The sequence below is a fragment of the Candidatus Phytoplasma asteris genome (genome assembly GCF_038505995.1).
Taxonomy (GTDB): Bacteria; Bacillota_I; Bacilli_A; order Acholeplasmatales; family Acholeplasmataceae; genus Phytoplasma; species Phytoplasma asteris.
In genome coordinates this window covers 711,737-728,483 of sequence record NZ_CP128414.1, presented here as the reverse complement: position 1 = coordinate 728,483, position 16,747 = coordinate 711,737, and the positions used below count along the sequence as shown (strand labels likewise).

Below are 16,747 nucleotides of genomic sequence, written 5' to 3'. Positions count from 1 at the left end.
TTTTGATATCTGTATAAAAGCGTTTTGTAATTCTATTTACCTTACTTTTGCTAAAAGATAAAATTAAAATATTATTCAAAGAAATCCCTAATTTATCAATTAAATATTTAACACGTTTGTATTGTTCCGTTTTTTAAATATAACTTTTAATTTTAAAATTATTTTTTAAAATTAAAAGTTAAGTAGATAATTTCATATCTTTTCAAACTAAAGAAATATTTTTTTTAAATATTTTAGTACAACATCACTAACTCTACATTAATATTATAGAACATAATATTTATTCTGTTGAAATAGAAAAATTATTTAAATGTACAACTAACACTTTGAAAGGAATGGGAAGAACAATGAAATGTGTTTTTATCACTGGTATGAGTGGTTCAGGTAAAACTACTCTTGCCAAAAAAAACAGCCAAAGATAAAAATTATCAAACTTATATTTCATCTGGTAGTAATGATGTTTTAGAAGATTTTCGTTCTAATTGTTTAGGTTTATCGGATTTATTAAAAATGTTAGATAATAATGCTTCAACTTCTGTTAAGTCTCATTATAAAAATAAAGTTTTAGAATGTAAATTAATTATTATTACTACTGTTAAAAGTATTGATGATTTTCTTTTGAGGATATTTTAAAAAAGATGAAAGCATTATTCAATTAAAACGTCGTTGTACTTATCATATTAGTTTAAATTCAAAATATATTTCTTATATTGTTTGGAATCCAATTAAAATGAAATATGATTTAATAGAAAAAACTAATAATTTATTAAATCATATTTCAAATAAAAGAATTAAATAAACAAGAAGCCAAAGGGGAGGATTGTATTAAAAAAGATTTAAATATAGATTTAGATTAATTAAACCATATTTTTTAACTAATGAAATATTTATAATTATTATATTTTTTTCAATTTATAAAGATACAATTTTTTCTAATATATTTATGTTCTTGACCACCACAAGATTCTTCTAGTTTACACCATTCTGAAAAACTAATATCTTCATTACATAAAAAGATTGATAATTTATTACCAGATAATCTTCTTTTAGGAGCATTGAGGTGTTCCAAAAGTTTAGACACTTTTTTGTTTTTTAAAAATTCTTTAAGACTAACTATTAAGTTAGTCTTTTTTTGTTTCAAAGACTAAAAAAATAATTTCATATCTTTTCTAAAAAATGTTTTTAGAGAGGAATTGAATGTTAAGACAAAAATTATTTAAAGATTTTTTAAAAAATAAAAAGAATTTAGAAATTCGTAATCAATTAATCGAACTTCATTTACCTTTAGTAAAAAAACTAGCTTATCAATTTAAATATTATCCGCGAGTTTTAACTAAAGAGGATTTATGCCAAAAAGGGGTTTTAGGATTAATCAAATCCCTAAATAATTAACAAGAATTTAACCCAAAAAAGAAAATTAACTATAGAAACTATTAAAGAATTTAAACTAGGTTATGCCCCATTATCTGATAAACCTTTATCTTTTCGTTTATTAAATTATTGTAAAAAGCAAAATATCGATACAATAAAATTAATTGAATATGGTTTTATTAAAGATAAAACCAATCAACAAAATAAAACATATTATCACGATACTTTTCATGGTTCCATCATTATCCCCATTGAAAATGGATACAATAAAACATTTCATTTTTATCAAAATAACTTTCGCGAAGTTTCTTATTTCCAACCTAAATATAAATCCCTCAATAATTTTAGTCAAACACCTACTTTTCATTTCAGTTATCGTTTTTTTGAAGCGTTACCTTATATTAAACAAATGAAAACCATTATTATTCATGAAGGTTTTTTCGATGTCATTAGTTGTTGGCAAAACAATATTAAAAACGTTGTCGGTCTCATTTGTGTCACTCAACTACTTTCTAAATCACAAATAGAAATTCTAAAAAAAGAAAATATCAAAGTAATTATTGCCTTAGATAATGATGAAACAGGTCAAAAACGAAGTGAAGCCTTAGGAGAACAACTTAAAGAAGAAAATATTATTTACGAAATTAGACGCATTTTACCACCTTATGATAAAACTTGTAAAGATGTTGATGATTTATTGCGACAATTCGGAAAAGAAGCATATCAAAAATGTTTTTTAGACCCATACATTACTTATGAAGAGGCCAAAAATAAAATCATAGTCGATTTAGCTATTTATTTTTTTGGAAAAGACAAAGTAGAAATAATTGATTAAAATTATTGCTTTTTTTAACTAATATATTAAACCTTACATGTATAATAACATTAACATACCCCCAAACACGCGCATATACCCCTAAATTTTGCGATTTTATTTTTCACAAATTCGGGGATTTTTATTTTTATAAAAAAAACCAAACAAAAGGAGAAAAATATGAAAAAAGAAACAAATCAAGGAATCATTAGGGGCGGTTGGGAAACAAAATCAACCCCCAACGACTTAGTTCAAATCAAAAACTTTTTACAAACATTAAAAGGAGAATTATTAAATATTACAATTGTTTCTCATTCTAAAAAGAAAAATTCCTATCAACAAACAAACTACCGCCCTAAAAACCAAACTCTATTTGTAGACCCTCAAATCTTAGATGAAATGAAAAAGTATAGAATAGAAATAATCAAAAATCACTCTTCCGAAAATGATAATAATCTAACCCTTACCAACCCAATAACACCCCCAAAACACCAAAATAATACCCTTAAAACACATTTCCCTATCTTCCAAATTAATTATCTTAAAGAACAAAAAGATTATATTAAAGAATTAATAAGTAAGATAATCATAGACAAACTAGAAACTTTAAAATTATATAAATTAGATGCTAAAAAAGTAGATAAATATAACAATCCTATAAAAACAAATTATAAAAAAGGATTAAATGTTATTTATTATCAATCGGAAGATTTAAAACACATCAAATTATTTTTAACCAAAAATAAACAGGGCTATCGGGTTAAAAAAATACATCCCATGTATAAATATATATCTAAAATCAAATAAACACTTAACTAACAGTTTTATAACACTTCACTAACAGTTTTATAACACTTTCAATATTTAAAATTCTTTGACAAAACCAAACATTTTTAAGGAGTGATATTTTATATATTATATCGATAATGATAATGATACTCGATATTTGATATTATCGTTGTATCTTTTATCTATCATTATTATTTTTCGATATATAAATAACTCCCTATTTTCCCTTTCCATTATTAAAAAGAGTTGTTTAAAATTATCCAAACACAATACCCTAACGCGCTGAAGCGCTAATAACAATCATAAGTACACATAAATAAAAGAAGAAGAAAAATAAAAATCCCCCAGTTGCGCGCTACCCCCTTTTTTAAATAAATATAATCATTCAGAGTTATAATGGTTATGTATATGATATAAAAAAAGGAAACAATATTTAAATCATGAAAAAATAGCTAAAATAATAGAAAAAGAGAAACAAAAAAATAAATTATTACAAACTCTAATGAAAAAAACCAAAAAACTGATAAAAAAACTGTTTTCGAATTAGTTAAACAATTTAATCAAAAACTAAATTTAACAACCATTTTAAAAACTATCAAACCAAAAGAAGCACTTATTATTGGTTGAAAGTCAAAAATAAAATAAAAGCCAAAAAAAGAAAAATACTTATTACAACAAAATCGCATCAAAGCTTTATGTTTACAAGAAAAATATTTTTGCGGTCATCGTAAAATCACTGATTTATACCAAAAAACTTTTAACGAAAACATTACCAAGAAAAAAATTTATACTATTATGAAAGAAAACGGTATTTTTTGTCGTTTAAGAATTAAAAAAAATAAATATTATTATAAAAATAATTTAAAAGCTAAATTAAAAGTGGTAGACAATTTAATTAATCAAGACTTTATATCAACTAAACCCATGAAAAAACTATTTACCGACATAACTTATTTCAAAACTCCCCAAGTATTTTTATATTTTTCTTGTATTATTGATTCTTTCAACAACCAAATTATCGCTTCCCACACTTCCAAACATCAAAATAAAGAATTAGTTTTAAACACCATCCAAAAATTACCTCTATTAAAAGAACCTTGTATCATTCATTCCGACCAAGGCACAGTTTATCAATCACAAAAAGTCCAACAAACACTAATTAAAAAAGGTTTTTTAATCAGCATATCGAGAAAAGCTACTCCACGTGATAACGCTGTAATTGAAAACTTTTTCGGCCAAATGAAAACTATCTTACAACATCAACATCCTTTTTTATTTCAAAAATCACCTGAAAAAGTTAAAAAAATAATCAATTATTTCCCTAAATTTTGGAACAATCAATGGATTTTAGCTAAATTAAATTATTCATTACCTTCTCAATATTGTCAAAATTTTAGATAATAATTTTTTTATTTCAAATTTTCAACTTTGAAAAAGGTTATCTTTTTGCGCATTTTTTAATCAAAATAACATAATTACGCAAAAAAATAATTATGTTTTCATTTTCTTAACGGAATTTTAACTTTTTTTACCTAACTATATAGTGTAAAGATAAAATATTTAATAAAAATATCTTTTGAAATTAATGAATTATTAAAAGTTTTAGAAACTTTTTGAAATTTAAAAAAAATATTTCCTTAGTTTGAAAAGATATGAAATTATCTACTTAATTTTAAGTCTTAAAGAACAATTTTAAAGACAAAATTTGTCTAAAAAAACGGAACATCTCATTGATACCATAATTGGGTGCGTTGATTTAAGTTTTTGATTCTCATAATAATTATTCTTTCTTAAAAATTTTTTTTAATAATAATAAAAGATATTTTCCTAAATAATAAATAAACCGTAGAACGTGATAAAGACATTTAAAAAGAAAATCAATTAAATATAAGAAATGAGGAAGAAATAATAAAATAATTATTAATAAACCTAAGTTTAACCATTGATTTTGATAAGTAAAGAAATAATGACTGATAGTTTTAAGGCCATTATTTAGCTTGGTTAACCAAGTATTAATGAAATGCCACATGATGATTTGTCTTCTTAGTAGTTAAATATTGATACATCCTAGCCACTATTCCTTGTTTTAGTTGGTGAATACTTAGTTTGACGGTGAAAAGATAGAACTTAATGACGTAATAAATGGTGATAATTGGAAGAAATGAAAGTAGAGTGATGATGAAAAAGATGAGATTACTAGGTAAAGATGTAAAGATTTTTTTAATGAACATAGTTTTTTGGTTTTCTTTCTAATTGTTGAGTGAGTTGTTAAATAAAAAAAGACCCTGAAAAGGGTCTTGGTTTGTAATTAAAAAATTTAATTATTTGTTTAATTTATATTGTAAATTAATATATTTTTGGTTTAAATTCTTAATTATTTTCACTAATTCTTGATGATTTGTAATAAGTTCTTGCATTGTAGGGTCTTGATATGAACGACTTAAAATTTTAATAGCTACTTGATTTCGTTCATATGAATAATCCCAAATTTTTTCGTTTATATACTTTAAATTATTGACATCAGAAAGCCTTTGATAAAGATTTTTAATTGTTTGATCTAAATTATGTAATTCTTTTTGTAAATTTATATCATCATCTAGATGATGAATGTGAAAATATGAAATTTTAGTAGCTAAATTTTTTCTTTCCCAATAAAGTTTATTAATTTCATTGTTTATTGAATTTTCATCATTTAAATTATTCATCGCCATTACTGAATTATTAGTAATTAAAAATAATCCCAAGAAAATAAATAAACAAAAACTTATTATTTTAAATTGATTTTGTAATTGAAACATTAATTAAATCTCCTTTTATTTTTATTCTTTTTTATCACCAGTCATCGTTGGTTCTTTTATTATTTTCGGCTTCTTTGGCTTTATCGTTATTGTGTTTACCTTCATAAAGAGATAAAGTTTTACGGACAGGGTTGAAGTGGAGATGGAAATTGGTTAATTTGAAATTGGAGTTGGAAATGTGTGCTCTTCCAAGGTAGTAGTCTTTGTCTTTTTCTATCAAGTCTTTTGGGCCTTTGTATTTAAGGATTAAACAGTTACCGCCTGAGTCTTCGTTGAATTGTTTTTCTAAGTCTACATATACAAATAATTGACTTTCATTTTTTATGTCGAAACTAGAAAATTCAAATCCGTTCACGGAGGTTTTCTCATAATTAAATCCTCTGTTATTCGAACGGTCGAAAGGATAACCTTCTCTGATGTAGTTGGCGAGGTTAGATGGTTCTTTTTGAAGTTCACGACGATTTTCGACCAGCTTTAATTCTTTTCTTAAACTTTCTTCTTGAGTTGGAAGAGTTTTAAGATCGTTTTTAATGTCGATGATTTCTTGGTTTTTATCTTTAATGGTTTGTTCGTATTTGTCAGGCGTTTGATTTAAGGTTACTAATTCTTGTTCTAATTGTGGAATTTTATTTTCTTGGCGGATTTTAGTTAATTGCTGATTAATGTTAGTTAATTCCGATTGGATTTGAGTATAGCGACGATTGTAATAGTTAATGCCGTTTAAACCATCAAAGGTATAGTGACATTCAATTTTAGTTTCATCTTTGGGTTTATATAAATATTGAAGGATTCCTTCACGCCATTGAGCGTATTGGTTTTCACAAGCTACTCGACGTTGTTTTACTTGTTGATGATCAGGTTTTGTTTTTAATTTCAAATTTAAGACTTCTTCGAGATCCGAAGGTAACATGACTTCGTGAGTTTGAGGGTTTTGTTGAGCCCATTTAGCGGTTTTTTTGTAAGCTTCTTCGATGATTGTGGTTAAATCGCGGTTAGAAAGATTTTTACCTTGACATAATTGGGTAATATCTTTTAAAGCTAAAAAAGTATGATAACTAATTTGATAAGGAACAATAATATTTTTTAAATAACCTTCAATTTCGGAATCTTTTAAATGACCGATATAGATTTCTTTACTAAAACGACTGCGTAAAGCGGTATCAATTTTATGAAGGTTATTAGTAGATCCCATTAAGACAATTTTTTTATTACTACTATTAAACCCATCTAATTTATCTAATAAAGTATTAATCACATTGACTCCTCCTGAAGAAATGTTGGAATCATTACGATTTTCTAAACCTTCAATTTCATCAATAAAGATAATGGTTTTATCATGATTTTCGGCTTCTTGCCAAACTTTCTCCACTTCTTTTTCCCCTTCTCCGATGTATTTTTGTCGGAATTTTGAAGGAATTAAATTAATAAAGTGAACATTAGCTTCCCCACAAAGAGCTTTGATTAAAAAGGTTTTTCCTGTTCCTGGGGGTCCATAAAGTAAATAACCTTTGGGGCGGACTTGATCGAAGTTAATTAAAGATTGGTTCGTGCGAAAATAAGTTAATAAGTCTTCTAATTCTTCTTTTTCACTTTCCATGCCGTAAACGTCTTTGAATTTCACTTGTTTTTTAGTATAAGGAAGCGGTTTATTTTCTTTTAAATGATTTAATTGGGTAGTTAAATTTTTCTTTTGTTTTTCAAAAGATAATTTTTGATCAGTTAAGAACAGTTGAAAATCCTTGAAATTTTTTAACTCAGTTTGATTTTTTTGATATTCTTTTTGAGTTTTTAATTCTTCAATTCTTTTTTGATTAGCTTCGACATAATTAAGAGCTTGGTTTAATTGAAAAATTTGTTGTTGGAGGTTTTCTTGGGTTTGCAGTTGCGCTTTTTCTTGCGCTAATTTTTCTAATTCTTCTTGTTTTTCTTTTTGATTTTGGTTTAAAGCTTTTCTTTGTTCTATTAAATTATTGACTATAGTTTGTTGGGTTTGTTGTTGAGTTTTCAGTTCTGTTAATTGTTGTTGTTTTTGGGTTTTCATGTTTGGAGGTAATTGAGTATTATTAGTTAATTCAGTTTGGAGAGTTTTAATTTTAGTAATAATGTCGGTTAAAGTTTTAACATTTTCATCAATTTGGGTTTTTAAGGTTTGATCTTGTTGTTGGAGTTCTTGGATTTTGGCTTGTTCTAATTTGATTTGGTTGTCGATCTCTTGTTGTTGTGTTGATGGAGGTTTTTGAGTTAACGATGGAGTTTTAGTTGTTGAGCGAGAACGAGTGATACCAAAGATTAATAAAACCAAAAAACCTAAACTTAATAATCCGATCAAACTCAGATAAATTTTTTTATTTAATGTCATAGATAACCTCCTTTCTTAAGTTTTTGAAATAAAATAATTTAGTTATTTTAAAATTAAATCTTTCACTTTATCTTTAATGGCTTTAGATAATTTGAAAGTTACTACCGTTTTGGCAGGAATTTTTAGTTTTTTCTTTGTTTTAGGGTTTCTACCGATGTAGGCTTTTCTTGATTTTAGTTTGAATTTACCAATTTGAGGTGATAAAACTACTTCTTCATTAGTAGTGATTGCTTCAATTAAAGTATTCTCAAATGAGTTAAAAAACTCTTCGGTTTTAGTTACGGAAGTTTTGTTGGCTAAAGCGATTTTTTTAATTAATTCTTTTTTATTCATATTTTTTCTCCTTTATTTTTTTATTTCTTTTGGTGTTCTTACCAATTTGTTGTGTTTTTTTCAAATAAAAAAACCCTTTTTTCAAAAGGGGTTAGATGATTATAGTTTATTTGATTGTTATTAAATCTATTTTTTTAAAAAGGTAAATTTTCTTGAGGTTTATTATCTAAAAAGATCACGTTTTGAAGAATAACTTTAGTATTGATTTTGGTTTTACCTTCATTATTCGTGTATTTTTGGATGGATAAAATCCCTTCAAGATAAATTTTTGAACCTTTATGTAAATATTTTTTCATGTTGTCAGCTTGTTTTCGAAAAACAACACAAGGGATGAATTTGGTTATCTCTTTAAGGTTAACTGCTAATTGAAAATCGATTTTAGGGATTTGTTCGTTGTTTGAATTGATATATTGTTTTTCTAAATCATGGCTGAGACGGCCGATTAATTGAACTTTATTTAACATATTTTATTTTTCCTTTTTTTGATATATATTTGATTTCTTCATTAATAAAACTTTTGAAAAAAATGTATTGTACGACTATTTGATTTATTGGTTTTGGAATCTTTTATTACTATTGTTTCAAAAGTTTTATGCTTGATTTGGATATAAAAAAAAGATTACTTTAAAGTAATCTGATTTTTATTTTTTTATCACTTAAACGAAATATTTTTTTGAATTAATAGTTTAACGTCATTACGGACGAACGATAGGTTTTAACGTTTTTTTATTTTTTTAATTTTTTGATAGCGATGTTTTTAATATTTTCTACTTGTTTTAAAGATAAATTAAGTTTTTCAGATATTTCGGTGTTGGTATAACATTTTTGATAATCTTCATTGATATTCCCTAAAGGAACGCCAAAACTTAAATGGATAATTTTGAATTCGGTTTTGCTTAACTTAACTTTCATTTTTTTTAAAAAAATTTCATGATTAACTTGTTTTAACCATAATTGATGGGGGTTTAGTTTATTTATTTGATTTATGTCTCCATTATCAATATTTTTACGGTCATCGCAAAATCAATGATTTATACCAAAAAACTTTTAACGAATTCATTACCAAGAAAAAAGTTTACACTATCATGAAAAAAACGACATTAGTTGTCGTTTAAGAATCAAAAAAAATTTTACTTATCGTAATTTAAAAAATAATCTCCAAATAATTCCTAATTTAATCAATCAAGATTTTATGGCTACCAAACCCCTCCAAAAACTCTTTACTGATATTACTTATTTTAAAAATAATCAAGGTTTTCTCTATTTTTCTTGTATTATTGACTCTTTTAATAACCAAATCATCACTTCACATGTTTCAAACCAACAAAATAAAGATTTAGTTTTAAACACCATCAAAAAATTACCTTCATTAAAAGAACCTTGTATTATTCACTCCGATCAAGGAAAAGTTTATCAATCACTCAAAATTCAACAAACTTTAATAAAAAAAGGTTTTTTAATTAGCATGTCAAGAAAAGCTACTCCTCGTGATAACGCTATCATTGAAAACTTTTTCGGCCAAATGAAAACGATCTTACAACATCAAAATCCATTTTTATTTCAAAAATATCCTGATAAAATGAAAAAATTAATTAATCATTTTCTTAAATTTTGGAATAATCAATGGATTTTAAGTAAATTAAACTATTCAACTCCATCTCAATATATTCAAAATCTGAGATAAATTTTGAGTTGAATGAACATCAGATAATATAATCTTGAAAAAGGTTACTTTAGTGCGCCTTTTTTTAAGAAAAATGTTAAATTGATACCAAAGATTATTTTCTTTTCATTTTGTTAACGAGTTTTTCATTTTTTTTACCTAACTAGATAGTGTAAAGATAAATATTAAAAAAAATATCTTTTGAAACTAAAGAATTATGAAAAAAGTTTAGACACTTTTTTAAACGAAAAAATATTTCTTTAGTTTGAAAAGATATGAAATTATCTATTAATTTTTTAGTCTTAAAGAACAATTTTAAAATAAAAAGTTTTATGAAAAAACGGAACAGGGCACTAGAACCAAAACAAAAAGAATCATAATAATTCTCAGTATAAAGATTTTTTTCTACGTTGGGAAAAGTTTTGGCAACAAGTAGGACCTAATAGACCAACTCAAACAAGATGTAGATTCTATTTATAAACGTAAAGATAAAGCTCCTACTCATTTAATTGAATTTGATGATGGCACTACTGAACATCTTTGGAATACTTTTGGCACCGATCAAATTGATCTTAATGTTAAAGAGCCTATTGTTAAAGAATTTATTAAAACTGCTTTAACTAATATGGTAAAACAAGGTGCAAGTATTATTCGTCTTGATGCTTTTGCTTATGTTTGTAAAAAAGCTGATACTAGTTTTTTTTGTAGAACCTGATATATGGCAATTACTTGATGAAGTAAGAGATGTATTAAAGCCTTTGGATGTAGAATTATTACCAGAAATTCATGAAAATCATAGTATTTCACATAAGATTAGTGAGCATGGATACTTTATTTATGATTTTGCTCTTCCTCTTGTTGTTCTTTATACTCTTTATTCTAAAAATCCTCAACGTTTAGTGGAGTGGTTGAAAAAATCTCCAATGAAACAATTTACTACCTTAGATACTCATGATGGTATTGGAGTAATTGATGCTTATGATATTTTAACTGATAAAGAAATTAAGTATACTTCTGAACAATTATATAAACAAGGTGCTAATGTTAAAAAAGTATATTCTTCATCTCTTTATAATAATTTAGATATTTATCAAATTAATTTTACTTATTATTCTGCTTTAGGAAATGATGACGATGCTTATTTATTGAGTAGAGCTTTTCAAATCTTTGCTCCAGGAATACCTCAAGTTTATTATGTTTGTCTTTTTGCTGGGGAAAATGATATTAAATTATTAGAATCTTCTAAAGAAGGAAGAAATACTAATCGTCATTATTATTCTAGACAAGAAATAAAAGAAGAAGTTAAACGTCCTGTAGTAGCTAATTTATTTAAGTTGTTGGCTTGGAGAAATAAATCTAATGCCTTTGATCTAGATGGTGTTATGGAATGTAGTGCTTATGCATCTAAAATTAAAATATTGCGTAAAGATAAATTAGGTAATAATGTTGCTGTTTTAGATGCTGATTTGATGAATAAAAAATTTGTTATTGTTGAAAATGATAAACAAATATTTAGTAATTAATTATAATATATAAGTTAATATATAATAAGAAAAGACCTCTATTTTATAGAGTTCTTTATTGTTTTAAGGTTTATTGGGGTAGTTTGCTAGTTCTTGTTCTTTTTGTGCAAGGAGTTCTTTGTTGTCGGAAAGGGTGGATTGGATCAAATCTTTCATATCTTTTACAAAAAGTGCGTTTTTGTCGTCTTGATTGATGAGACTTAATGTTTTGAGGTCATCAGTGTCAAAATTTGGTACCTTCCATTAAATAACGTGATAAATGGGAAGCTTTGGGAGCATAACCTAATTTAAAATGTTTTATTATGTCATTGTCAAAGCCTCTTTGTTCTAAATAATTGAGGACTTGTTTGTTGTGTTTTAATTGATGGGAATAAAAATCTGCTGCTTCTTGCATGATGTTGTAGAATTTTTGGTATTGATGGGTGCTTTGTTGGGGGAGTTGGTAGCTTCTTCTTTATTTTCTGTGTAAGTTCCTTTATTGGGGGTATAGTTAGGTTTGTAAGAGGTTGGGGTTGGTATTTGTTCTTCTTGGGGCTCTTTTCTGTTTTTAAATGCTACTGCAACAACTACACAAACAACTCCAGTAGAAATAAAAATAAGTAATAAAATAGTCCATAAAGTATAATTAGGTTGTTTTTTATTTTGATACATTTGTGTCTCCTTTGGGTTTAATAGGGCACAAAAAAATCTCCCTTACCTTTATTTTACTCTTTTTTTTTTTTTGAGTAAAAAACGTTAAAAATAATGTAATTATTGATTTTTTTGTTATTTTTTTAATGTATTAAAGTTTAAATATTTAAATAAATGTTAAAAAAGTAAAAAAAATATTAATTATTTTATTAAATAAGGTATAAAATATAGACGGATGATTATTTTTTGGTAATAATTTCAAGATCAAATCACCCTTAAAATATATATAAAATACATAAAGAAATATAAAAGGAGATTTTCAGTTAAATGAACATCAAAGAAAAAGCATTAGAAATACATGAAAAAAATAAAGGTAAAGTAGGTATTGTAAGTAAAGTAAAAGTACAAAACTTAGATGATTTAGCATTAGCTTATACTCCAGGAGTAGCAGAGCCTTGTTTAAAAATTAAGGAAAATCCTAGTGATGTTTATCGTTATACTATGAAAGGTAATATGGTAGGTGTTGTTACAAATGGGACTGCAGTTTTAGGATTGGGTAATATTGGTCCGAAAGCTTCTTTGCCAGTGATGGAAGGAAAAGCTATTTTGTTTAAGGAATTAGCAGGTATTGATTCTTTTCCTATTTGTATTGATTCTACTGATTCTCAAGAAATAGTAAATATTGTTTCTAAAATTTCAACTGTTTTTGGAGCAATTAATTTAGAAGATATTAAGTCGCCTCAATGTATTGAAGTTGAAGATGCTCTTGAAGCTAAACTTGATATTCCTGTTTTTCATGATGATCAACATGGTACTGCTATTGTAGTTGCTGCAGGAATTCTAAATTCTTTAAAAGTAGTTAAAAAATCTATTGAAGATGTTCAAGTAGTTATTAATGGAGCAGGTTCTGCAGGGATGGCAATTGCTAAAATGTTGTTGTTATTAAAAGTTAACAATATTGTTTTAGTTGATAAAACAGGAGCTTTATATAAAGGAGTAGCCAATCTTAATGAGCCGCAAAAAAAATTAGTTGAAGTAACTAATAAATATCAAGAAAAAGGAACTTTGAAAGAAGTACTTAAAGGAAAAGATATTTTTGTTGGTGTATCTGCTCCTGGTATTGTTACAGCTGAAATGGTATCTACTATGGCAAAAGATGCAATTGTTTTTGCTCTAGCTAATCCAGTACCAGAAATTATGCCAGATGAAGCTAAAAAAGGTGGGGCTAGAATTGTTGCTACTGGGAGATCTGATTTTCCTAATCAAGTAAATAATTGTCTTGCTTTTCCAGGTGTTTTCCGTGGGGCATTAGATGCTAAAGCAACTAAAATTACCGAAGAGATGAAAAAAGCTGCTATTTATGCTCTAAAAAACATCATTAAAGAACAAGATTTAAATGAAAATAATATTTTACCAACTTCCTTTAATAAAGAAGTAGTTAAACAAATTGCTTTGGCAGTTTGTAAAGTAGCTAAAGAAACTGGAGTAGTAAGAAAATGAGTATAGAACAGGAACAAAGTTCCCCGGATAATAAAGAAAACAATAATAATAATAAAGATAATAAAGACTCTAAAAAAGTTAATAGTATTTTTGCTCCTCAAAAAACTATTTTAGGGTTTAGTGTACCTCTTTTTTGTTTGATGAGTTTAGTAGTTTTTGTGCAAGTTTTTGTTTTGGGATTTGTAAGTTTTCAAACTACTAAGAAATTTAATCCTGCATTTCATCCATTAATTACCCCTTTATTAATAGCTATGCTTTTAGCTGCTGTTTTACAAAAAATAGGTGCTAAAACTCCCCTCTTAAAAGATATTGGAGGTGGTTCTATTTTATGTATTTTAGTACCTTCTATTTTGTTTACTTATCCTTTTTTTAAAGATGATTCTATCTTTTTGCAAATGCAAAAGTTTATGCAAAGTATTATGAAACATTTAAATGCTGAGTCTATAAAAGTAAAAGAAACTCAATATACTTATAAAGCTATTGGTTTTGCTAGTTTTTTCGTTTCTGCTTTAATTATTGGTAGTTTTTTAAGTATGGATAAAAAGTTATTAAAAAGTTCTTTTAAAAAATTTATTCCTTTAATATTAGTATCTTTGCTTACTGGTGCTTTAGTTGTAGGAACTTTGGGGGCTTTATTAAATCCTATTGGAGGGTTAGAAAATGCCTCTCAAACTTCTAAAGGGGGCTTTTTAGATGCTGTCTTTTATATTTTTGCTCCTTTAGCAAGTGGTGGTATGTCATCTGGAGTTACTCCTTTAAAAAATGCTTATGCTGGGCAGAATCTAGATTGGCAAGAACCTTTTATGTCTCATATGACTCCTGCTTTATTAGTAGGAGGAATCTTTAGTATTTTTGCTTCTGGGCTTATTAAGAAATTTTTGAAAACTACTAAATATAGTGGTTATGGTAAATTGGAAATTAAAGAAACTCCAAAAAATCCAGATAAAAATACTTCTAAATCAGTTCCTGAAAAATTAAGTTATCCTCAAATAACTACAGGTTTAATTGCTATTTTTACTTTATATTTATTGAGTGTTTTAATAAAAGAATCCTTAATTTTATTATTACCAAATATTAAAAAATACCTACCAGAATATATTGTTTTTTTAGTGTTTGTAGTTGTTTTGATGAAATTATTTAATGTAGTATCTGATTATTATAATAGTTGTATTAATCAAGCTTCTAAATTTGTTACTACTAATTTTACATCTGCTTTTTTAGTAATTTTAGGTTCTAGTATTCCAATGGAAGATATGTTAAAACAATTAAATGTTAAATTTGTCTTTACATGTATAATGTGTGTATTATCAGTTGCTTTAGTAGCAGGGTATTTAGGCAAAAAGTTAGGTTATTATCCAGTAGAATCATCAATTACTGCAGGGCTTTGTACCAATAGTATTGGAGGTGCTGGTAATGTTGCTATTTTATCAGCTTCTGATTTGATGGGATTAATGCCTTTTGCTCAAATAGCTACTCGTATTGGTGGAGCTTTAGTAGTAGTAGTAGCTAGTATTGCTTATCCTTTGTTATATTAATTATATTTTATATATATAAATATGAAAAATATTTATCATAAGTATTTATGATTATTTAATATTATTTTAGTATTTTATTATTATTTGATTTGATTGAAATTATTGCAATGCAAAATAGCTAACATATTTATATCAAAATTATAAAACATTTTTAACTATTGCGGTGCCCTTCGATTTGTTTATGCTAATAGTTGGGTTCCGTGAGATTTTTAAACACAAAAAACTATAAAAAACATTTTGCTAATTTATTTGTATTATAAACATTTAAAAATTAAGTTAAATATGTTTTCTTTATACAAAATTTATTTATAAATGTAGAACAAATTTAATTTACTTTTTAAATGTAGATAAATGTAGAGTTTTTATAATGTATCTTTTAATTGTAATAATTACTCAAAATAATAACAATTATGTTATGTATATAAAAACACTTACTAAAAACATTTATCAATAATGTTATAATAATAGTATATAAGAGGTTTTGAAAATCTTATTTTTGTCCTTAAACATTTACTATTTTTATTTTTTGATATTCAAAGAAATGATTTGTCTTTTTGAACCATATTTAATTAAACAAAAATATGAGTTTTTTTACAAAATTACTACAGGAGTAATGTATGTTTCCTTTGTTGGCTAATTTAATTACTGTTTTTAGGATTGTTTTAGTGTTTGTTCTTTTGCCTTTGATGTGTGTAAGTGAAAGTGAGCCTGAATTTGCTAATGTTTTGACTTTTCAAATTATCTTTATAGTGGCTGCTATTACTGATTATTTGGATGGTTATATAGCTAAAAAATATCAACAACAAACTGTTTTTGGTAAGTTTTTTGATCCTATTGCCGATAAATTATTAGTTATTATCACACTTTTTTATATTTGTCAATGTCGTTTGTCTGCTACGCAAGGAACTTTTTTATTTGCAGATACTCAAATGCCTAAAAAATTTTTTACTGCTGTTATTATGATTATAGTGATTAGAGAATTTTTAGTAACAGGAATAAGATTGGTAGCTTCTAATAAAGAAGGAGTTGTTATTAGTGCATCTTTTTGGGGCAAAGCCAAAACCGTTTTTACATTCGTTGCCATCATTTGCCTTTTTTTTGGGTTGTATACTTCTTCTACTTTTGCTTGTGATGCAAATTTAAAAAAATGGTTTGGATATCTAAGTAATATAGGTGATATTTGCCTGCTTGTTTCAGTTGTTTTAACTATTGTTTCTGGTTTTGATTATTTTTTTAAAAATTATAAAATTATTCGTAAAAATTTTGCTCCTGAGTAATTCATTTTTTTGATCCTCACTGTACCCTATTTTTTAAAATATTTATTGTCTAGTTTTTGGGGTTCAGCGAGATCTTTATTTTGTTACTGCTGTTTTTATTATATTTTAAAATCTGTCTTTTATATATGTTTCTAAATTTTTACATTTATCTTTAA

Annotated in this window: 14 protein-coding genes and 6 pseudogenes; 10 read left to right on the top strand and 10 right to left on the bottom strand. The window is 25.9% G+C overall.

Annotated features, from left to right (window positions below; genetic code table 11):
• Positions 1-396: 396 nt before the first annotated feature.
• Entirely contained in the window at positions 397-633 is a 237-nt protein-coding gene (locus QN326_RS03875) for a hypothetical protein (RefSeq protein WP_342386542.1), read from the top strand.
• A 274-nt stretch (positions 634-907) separates the two neighbouring features.
• Here the strand turns inward: QN326_RS03875 and QN326_RS03870 are convergent, their stop codons facing one another.
• On the bottom strand, positions 908-1,141 hold the full coding sequence (locus QN326_RS03870) for a hypothetical protein (protein ID WP_342386541.1): 234 nt from the start codon (positions 1,139-1,141) through the stop codon (positions 908-910).
• 56 nt (positions 1,142-1,197) lie between these two features.
• On the opposite strand from QN326_RS03870, the pseudogene QN326_RS03865 reads away from it, so the two are divergent.
• The 4 genes and pseudogenes from QN326_RS03865 to QN326_RS03850 all read left to right on the top strand — a co-directional run.
• A pseudogene (locus QN326_RS03865) lies at positions 1,198-1,389 on the top strand (sigma factor); the annotation flags it as partial.
• A gap of 10 nt (positions 1,390-1,399) precedes the next feature.
• Positions 1,400-2,206: pseudogene (locus QN326_RS03860) on the top strand (toprim domain-containing protein); the annotation flags it as partial.
• Between the two features lie 159 nt (positions 2,207-2,365).
• Positions 2,366-2,992, top strand: a complete 627-nt coding sequence (locus QN326_RS03855) for a hypothetical protein (protein WP_342386540.1) — start codon at positions 2,366-2,368, stop codon at positions 2,990-2,992.
• Between the two features lie 484 nt (positions 2,993-3,476).
• Positions 3,477-4,375 (top strand): annotated as a pseudogene (locus tag QN326_RS03850) (IS3 family transposase).
• Between the two features lie 379 nt (positions 4,376-4,754).
• On the opposite strand, the gene QN326_RS03845 reads toward QN326_RS03850, so the two are convergent.
• The 7 genes and pseudogenes from QN326_RS03845 to QN326_RS03815 form a co-directional block, all read right to left on the bottom strand.
• Positions 4,755-5,003, bottom strand: a complete 249-nt coding sequence (locus tag QN326_RS03845) for a hypothetical protein (RefSeq protein ID WP_342386539.1) — start codon at positions 5,001-5,003, stop codon at positions 4,755-4,757.
• Positions 4,987-5,205: a hypothetical protein gene (locus QN326_RS03840; RefSeq protein ID WP_342386538.1), complete on the bottom strand. Its 219-nt coding sequence runs from the start codon at positions 5,203-5,205 to the stop codon at positions 4,987-4,989. The genes QN326_RS03845 and QN326_RS03840 overlap by 17 nt, the downstream gene beginning before the upstream one ends.
• A gap of 90 nt (positions 5,206-5,295) precedes the next feature.
• Positions 5,296-5,772, bottom strand: coding sequence for an SVM family protein (locus tag QN326_RS03835; RefSeq protein WP_342386537.1), 477 nt, complete (start codon positions 5,770-5,772; stop codon positions 5,296-5,298).
• Between the two features lie 34 nt (positions 5,773-5,806).
• Complete coding sequence (locus tag QN326_RS03830) at positions 5,807-8,131, bottom strand: ATP-binding protein (RefSeq protein WP_342386536.1); 2,325 nt, start codon at positions 8,129-8,131, stop codon at positions 5,807-5,809.
• A gap of 42 nt (positions 8,132-8,173) precedes the next feature.
• Positions 8,174-8,464: an HU family DNA-binding protein gene (locus QN326_RS03825; RefSeq protein ID WP_034172489.1), complete on the bottom strand. Its 291-nt coding sequence runs from the start codon at positions 8,462-8,464 to the stop codon at positions 8,174-8,176.
• Between the two features lie 134 nt (positions 8,465-8,598).
• Positions 8,599-8,928, bottom strand: a complete 330-nt coding sequence (locus QN326_RS03820) for a single-stranded DNA-binding protein (RefSeq protein ID WP_342386535.1) — start codon at positions 8,926-8,928, stop codon at positions 8,599-8,601.
• Positions 8,929-9,190: 262 nt separating this feature from the next.
• Positions 9,191-9,445, bottom strand: a pseudogene (locus tag QN326_RS03815) (sigma-70 family RNA polymerase sigma factor); the annotation flags it as partial.
• Between the two features lie 2 nt (positions 9,446-9,447).
• On the opposite strand from QN326_RS03815, the pseudogene QN326_RS03810 reads away from it, so the two are divergent.
• Together QN326_RS03810 and gtfA are read left to right on the top strand one after the other, a co-directional pair.
• Positions 9,448-10,148: pseudogene (locus tag QN326_RS03810) on the top strand (IS3 family transposase); the annotation flags it as partial.
• A gap of 345 nt (positions 10,149-10,493) precedes the next feature.
• A pseudogene (gtfA, locus tag QN326_RS03805) lies at positions 10,494-11,650 on the top strand (sucrose phosphorylase); the annotation flags it as partial.
• 223 nt (positions 11,651-11,873) lie between these two features.
• Here gtfA and QN326_RS03800 read toward each other — a convergent pair.
• Positions 11,874-12,044, bottom strand: coding sequence for a hypothetical protein (locus tag QN326_RS03800; protein WP_011161064.1), 171 nt, complete (start codon positions 12,042-12,044; stop codon positions 11,874-11,876).
• The gene (locus QN326_RS03795; protein WP_041624891.1) at positions 12,008-12,301 is read right to left on the bottom strand and encodes a hypothetical protein; all 294 of its coding nucleotides are present in this window, start codon (positions 12,299-12,301) and stop codon (positions 12,008-12,010) included. Before QN326_RS03795 ends, QN326_RS03800 begins: the two co-directional genes overlap by 37 nt.
• Positions 12,302-12,607: 306 nt before the next feature.
• Between QN326_RS03795 and QN326_RS03790 the strand changes: the two genes are divergently transcribed.
• The 3 genes from QN326_RS03790 (at position 12,608) to pgsA (ending at position 16,592) form a co-directional block, all read left to right on the top strand.
• Positions 12,608-13,780 carry an NAD(P)-dependent malic enzyme gene (locus QN326_RS03790; protein ID WP_011161063.1) on the top strand — a complete coding sequence of 391 codons (1,173 nt, stop codon included), beginning with the start codon at positions 12,608-12,610 and terminating at the stop codon, positions 13,778-13,780.
• Positions 13,777-15,315, top strand: coding sequence for a 2-hydroxycarboxylate transporter family protein (locus tag QN326_RS03785; protein ID WP_342386533.1), 1,539 nt, complete (start codon positions 13,777-13,779; stop codon positions 15,313-15,315). Before QN326_RS03790 ends, QN326_RS03785 begins: the two co-directional genes overlap by 4 nt.
• Before the next feature lie 617 nt (positions 15,316-15,932).
• Positions 15,933-16,592 (top strand): CDP-diacylglycerol--glycerol-3-phosphate 3-phosphatidyltransferase, encoded by a 660-nt coding sequence (pgsA, locus tag QN326_RS03780; RefSeq protein WP_011161060.1) that lies wholly within the window; start codon positions 15,933-15,935, stop codon positions 16,590-16,592.
• Positions 16,593-16,747 lie beyond the last annotated feature (155 nt).

Bases quoted from the DNA above. Each gene is read 5' to 3' on its own strand.
- QN326_RS03855 (WP_342386540.1), top strand. From the start codon at position 2,366: ATGAAAAAAGAAACAAATCAAGGAATCATTAGGGGCGGTTGGGAAACA.
- QN326_RS03845 (WP_342386539.1), bottom strand. From the start codon at position 5,003: ATGTGGCATTTCATTAATACTTGGTTAACCAAGCTAAATAATGGCCTT.
- QN326_RS03840 (WP_342386538.1), bottom strand. From the start codon at position 5,205: ATGTTCATTAAAAAAATCTTTACATCTTTACCTAGTAATCTCATCTTT.
- QN326_RS03835 (WP_342386537.1), bottom strand. From the start codon at position 5,772: ATGTTTCAATTACAAAATCAATTTAAAATAATAAGTTTTTGTTTATTT.
- QN326_RS03830 (WP_342386536.1), bottom strand. From the start codon at position 8,131: ATGACATTAAATAAAAAAATTTATCTGAGTTTGATCGGATTATTAAGT.
- QN326_RS03825 (WP_034172489.1), bottom strand. From the start codon at position 8,464: ATGAATAAAAAAGAATTAATTAAAAAAATCGCTTTAGCCAACAAAACT.
- QN326_RS03820 (WP_342386535.1), bottom strand. From the start codon at position 8,928: ATGTTAAATAAAGTTCAATTAATCGGCCGTCTCAGCCATGATTTAGAA.
- QN326_RS03800 (WP_011161064.1), bottom strand. From the start codon at position 12,044: ATGCAAGAAGCAGCAGATTTTTATTCCCATCAATTAAAACACAACAAA.
- QN326_RS03795 (WP_041624891.1), bottom strand. From the start codon at position 12,301: ATGTATCAAAATAAAAAACAACCTAATTATACTTTATGGACTATTTTA.
- QN326_RS03790 (WP_011161063.1), top strand. From the start codon at position 12,608: ATGAACATCAAAGAAAAAGCATTAGAAATACATGAAAAAAATAAAGGT.
- QN326_RS03785 (WP_342386533.1), top strand. From the start codon at position 13,777: ATGAGTATAGAACAGGAACAAAGTTCCCCGGATAATAAAGAAAACAAT.
- pgsA (WP_011161060.1), top strand. From the start codon at position 15,933: ATGTTTCCTTTGTTGGCTAATTTAATTACTGTTTTTAGGATTGTTTTA.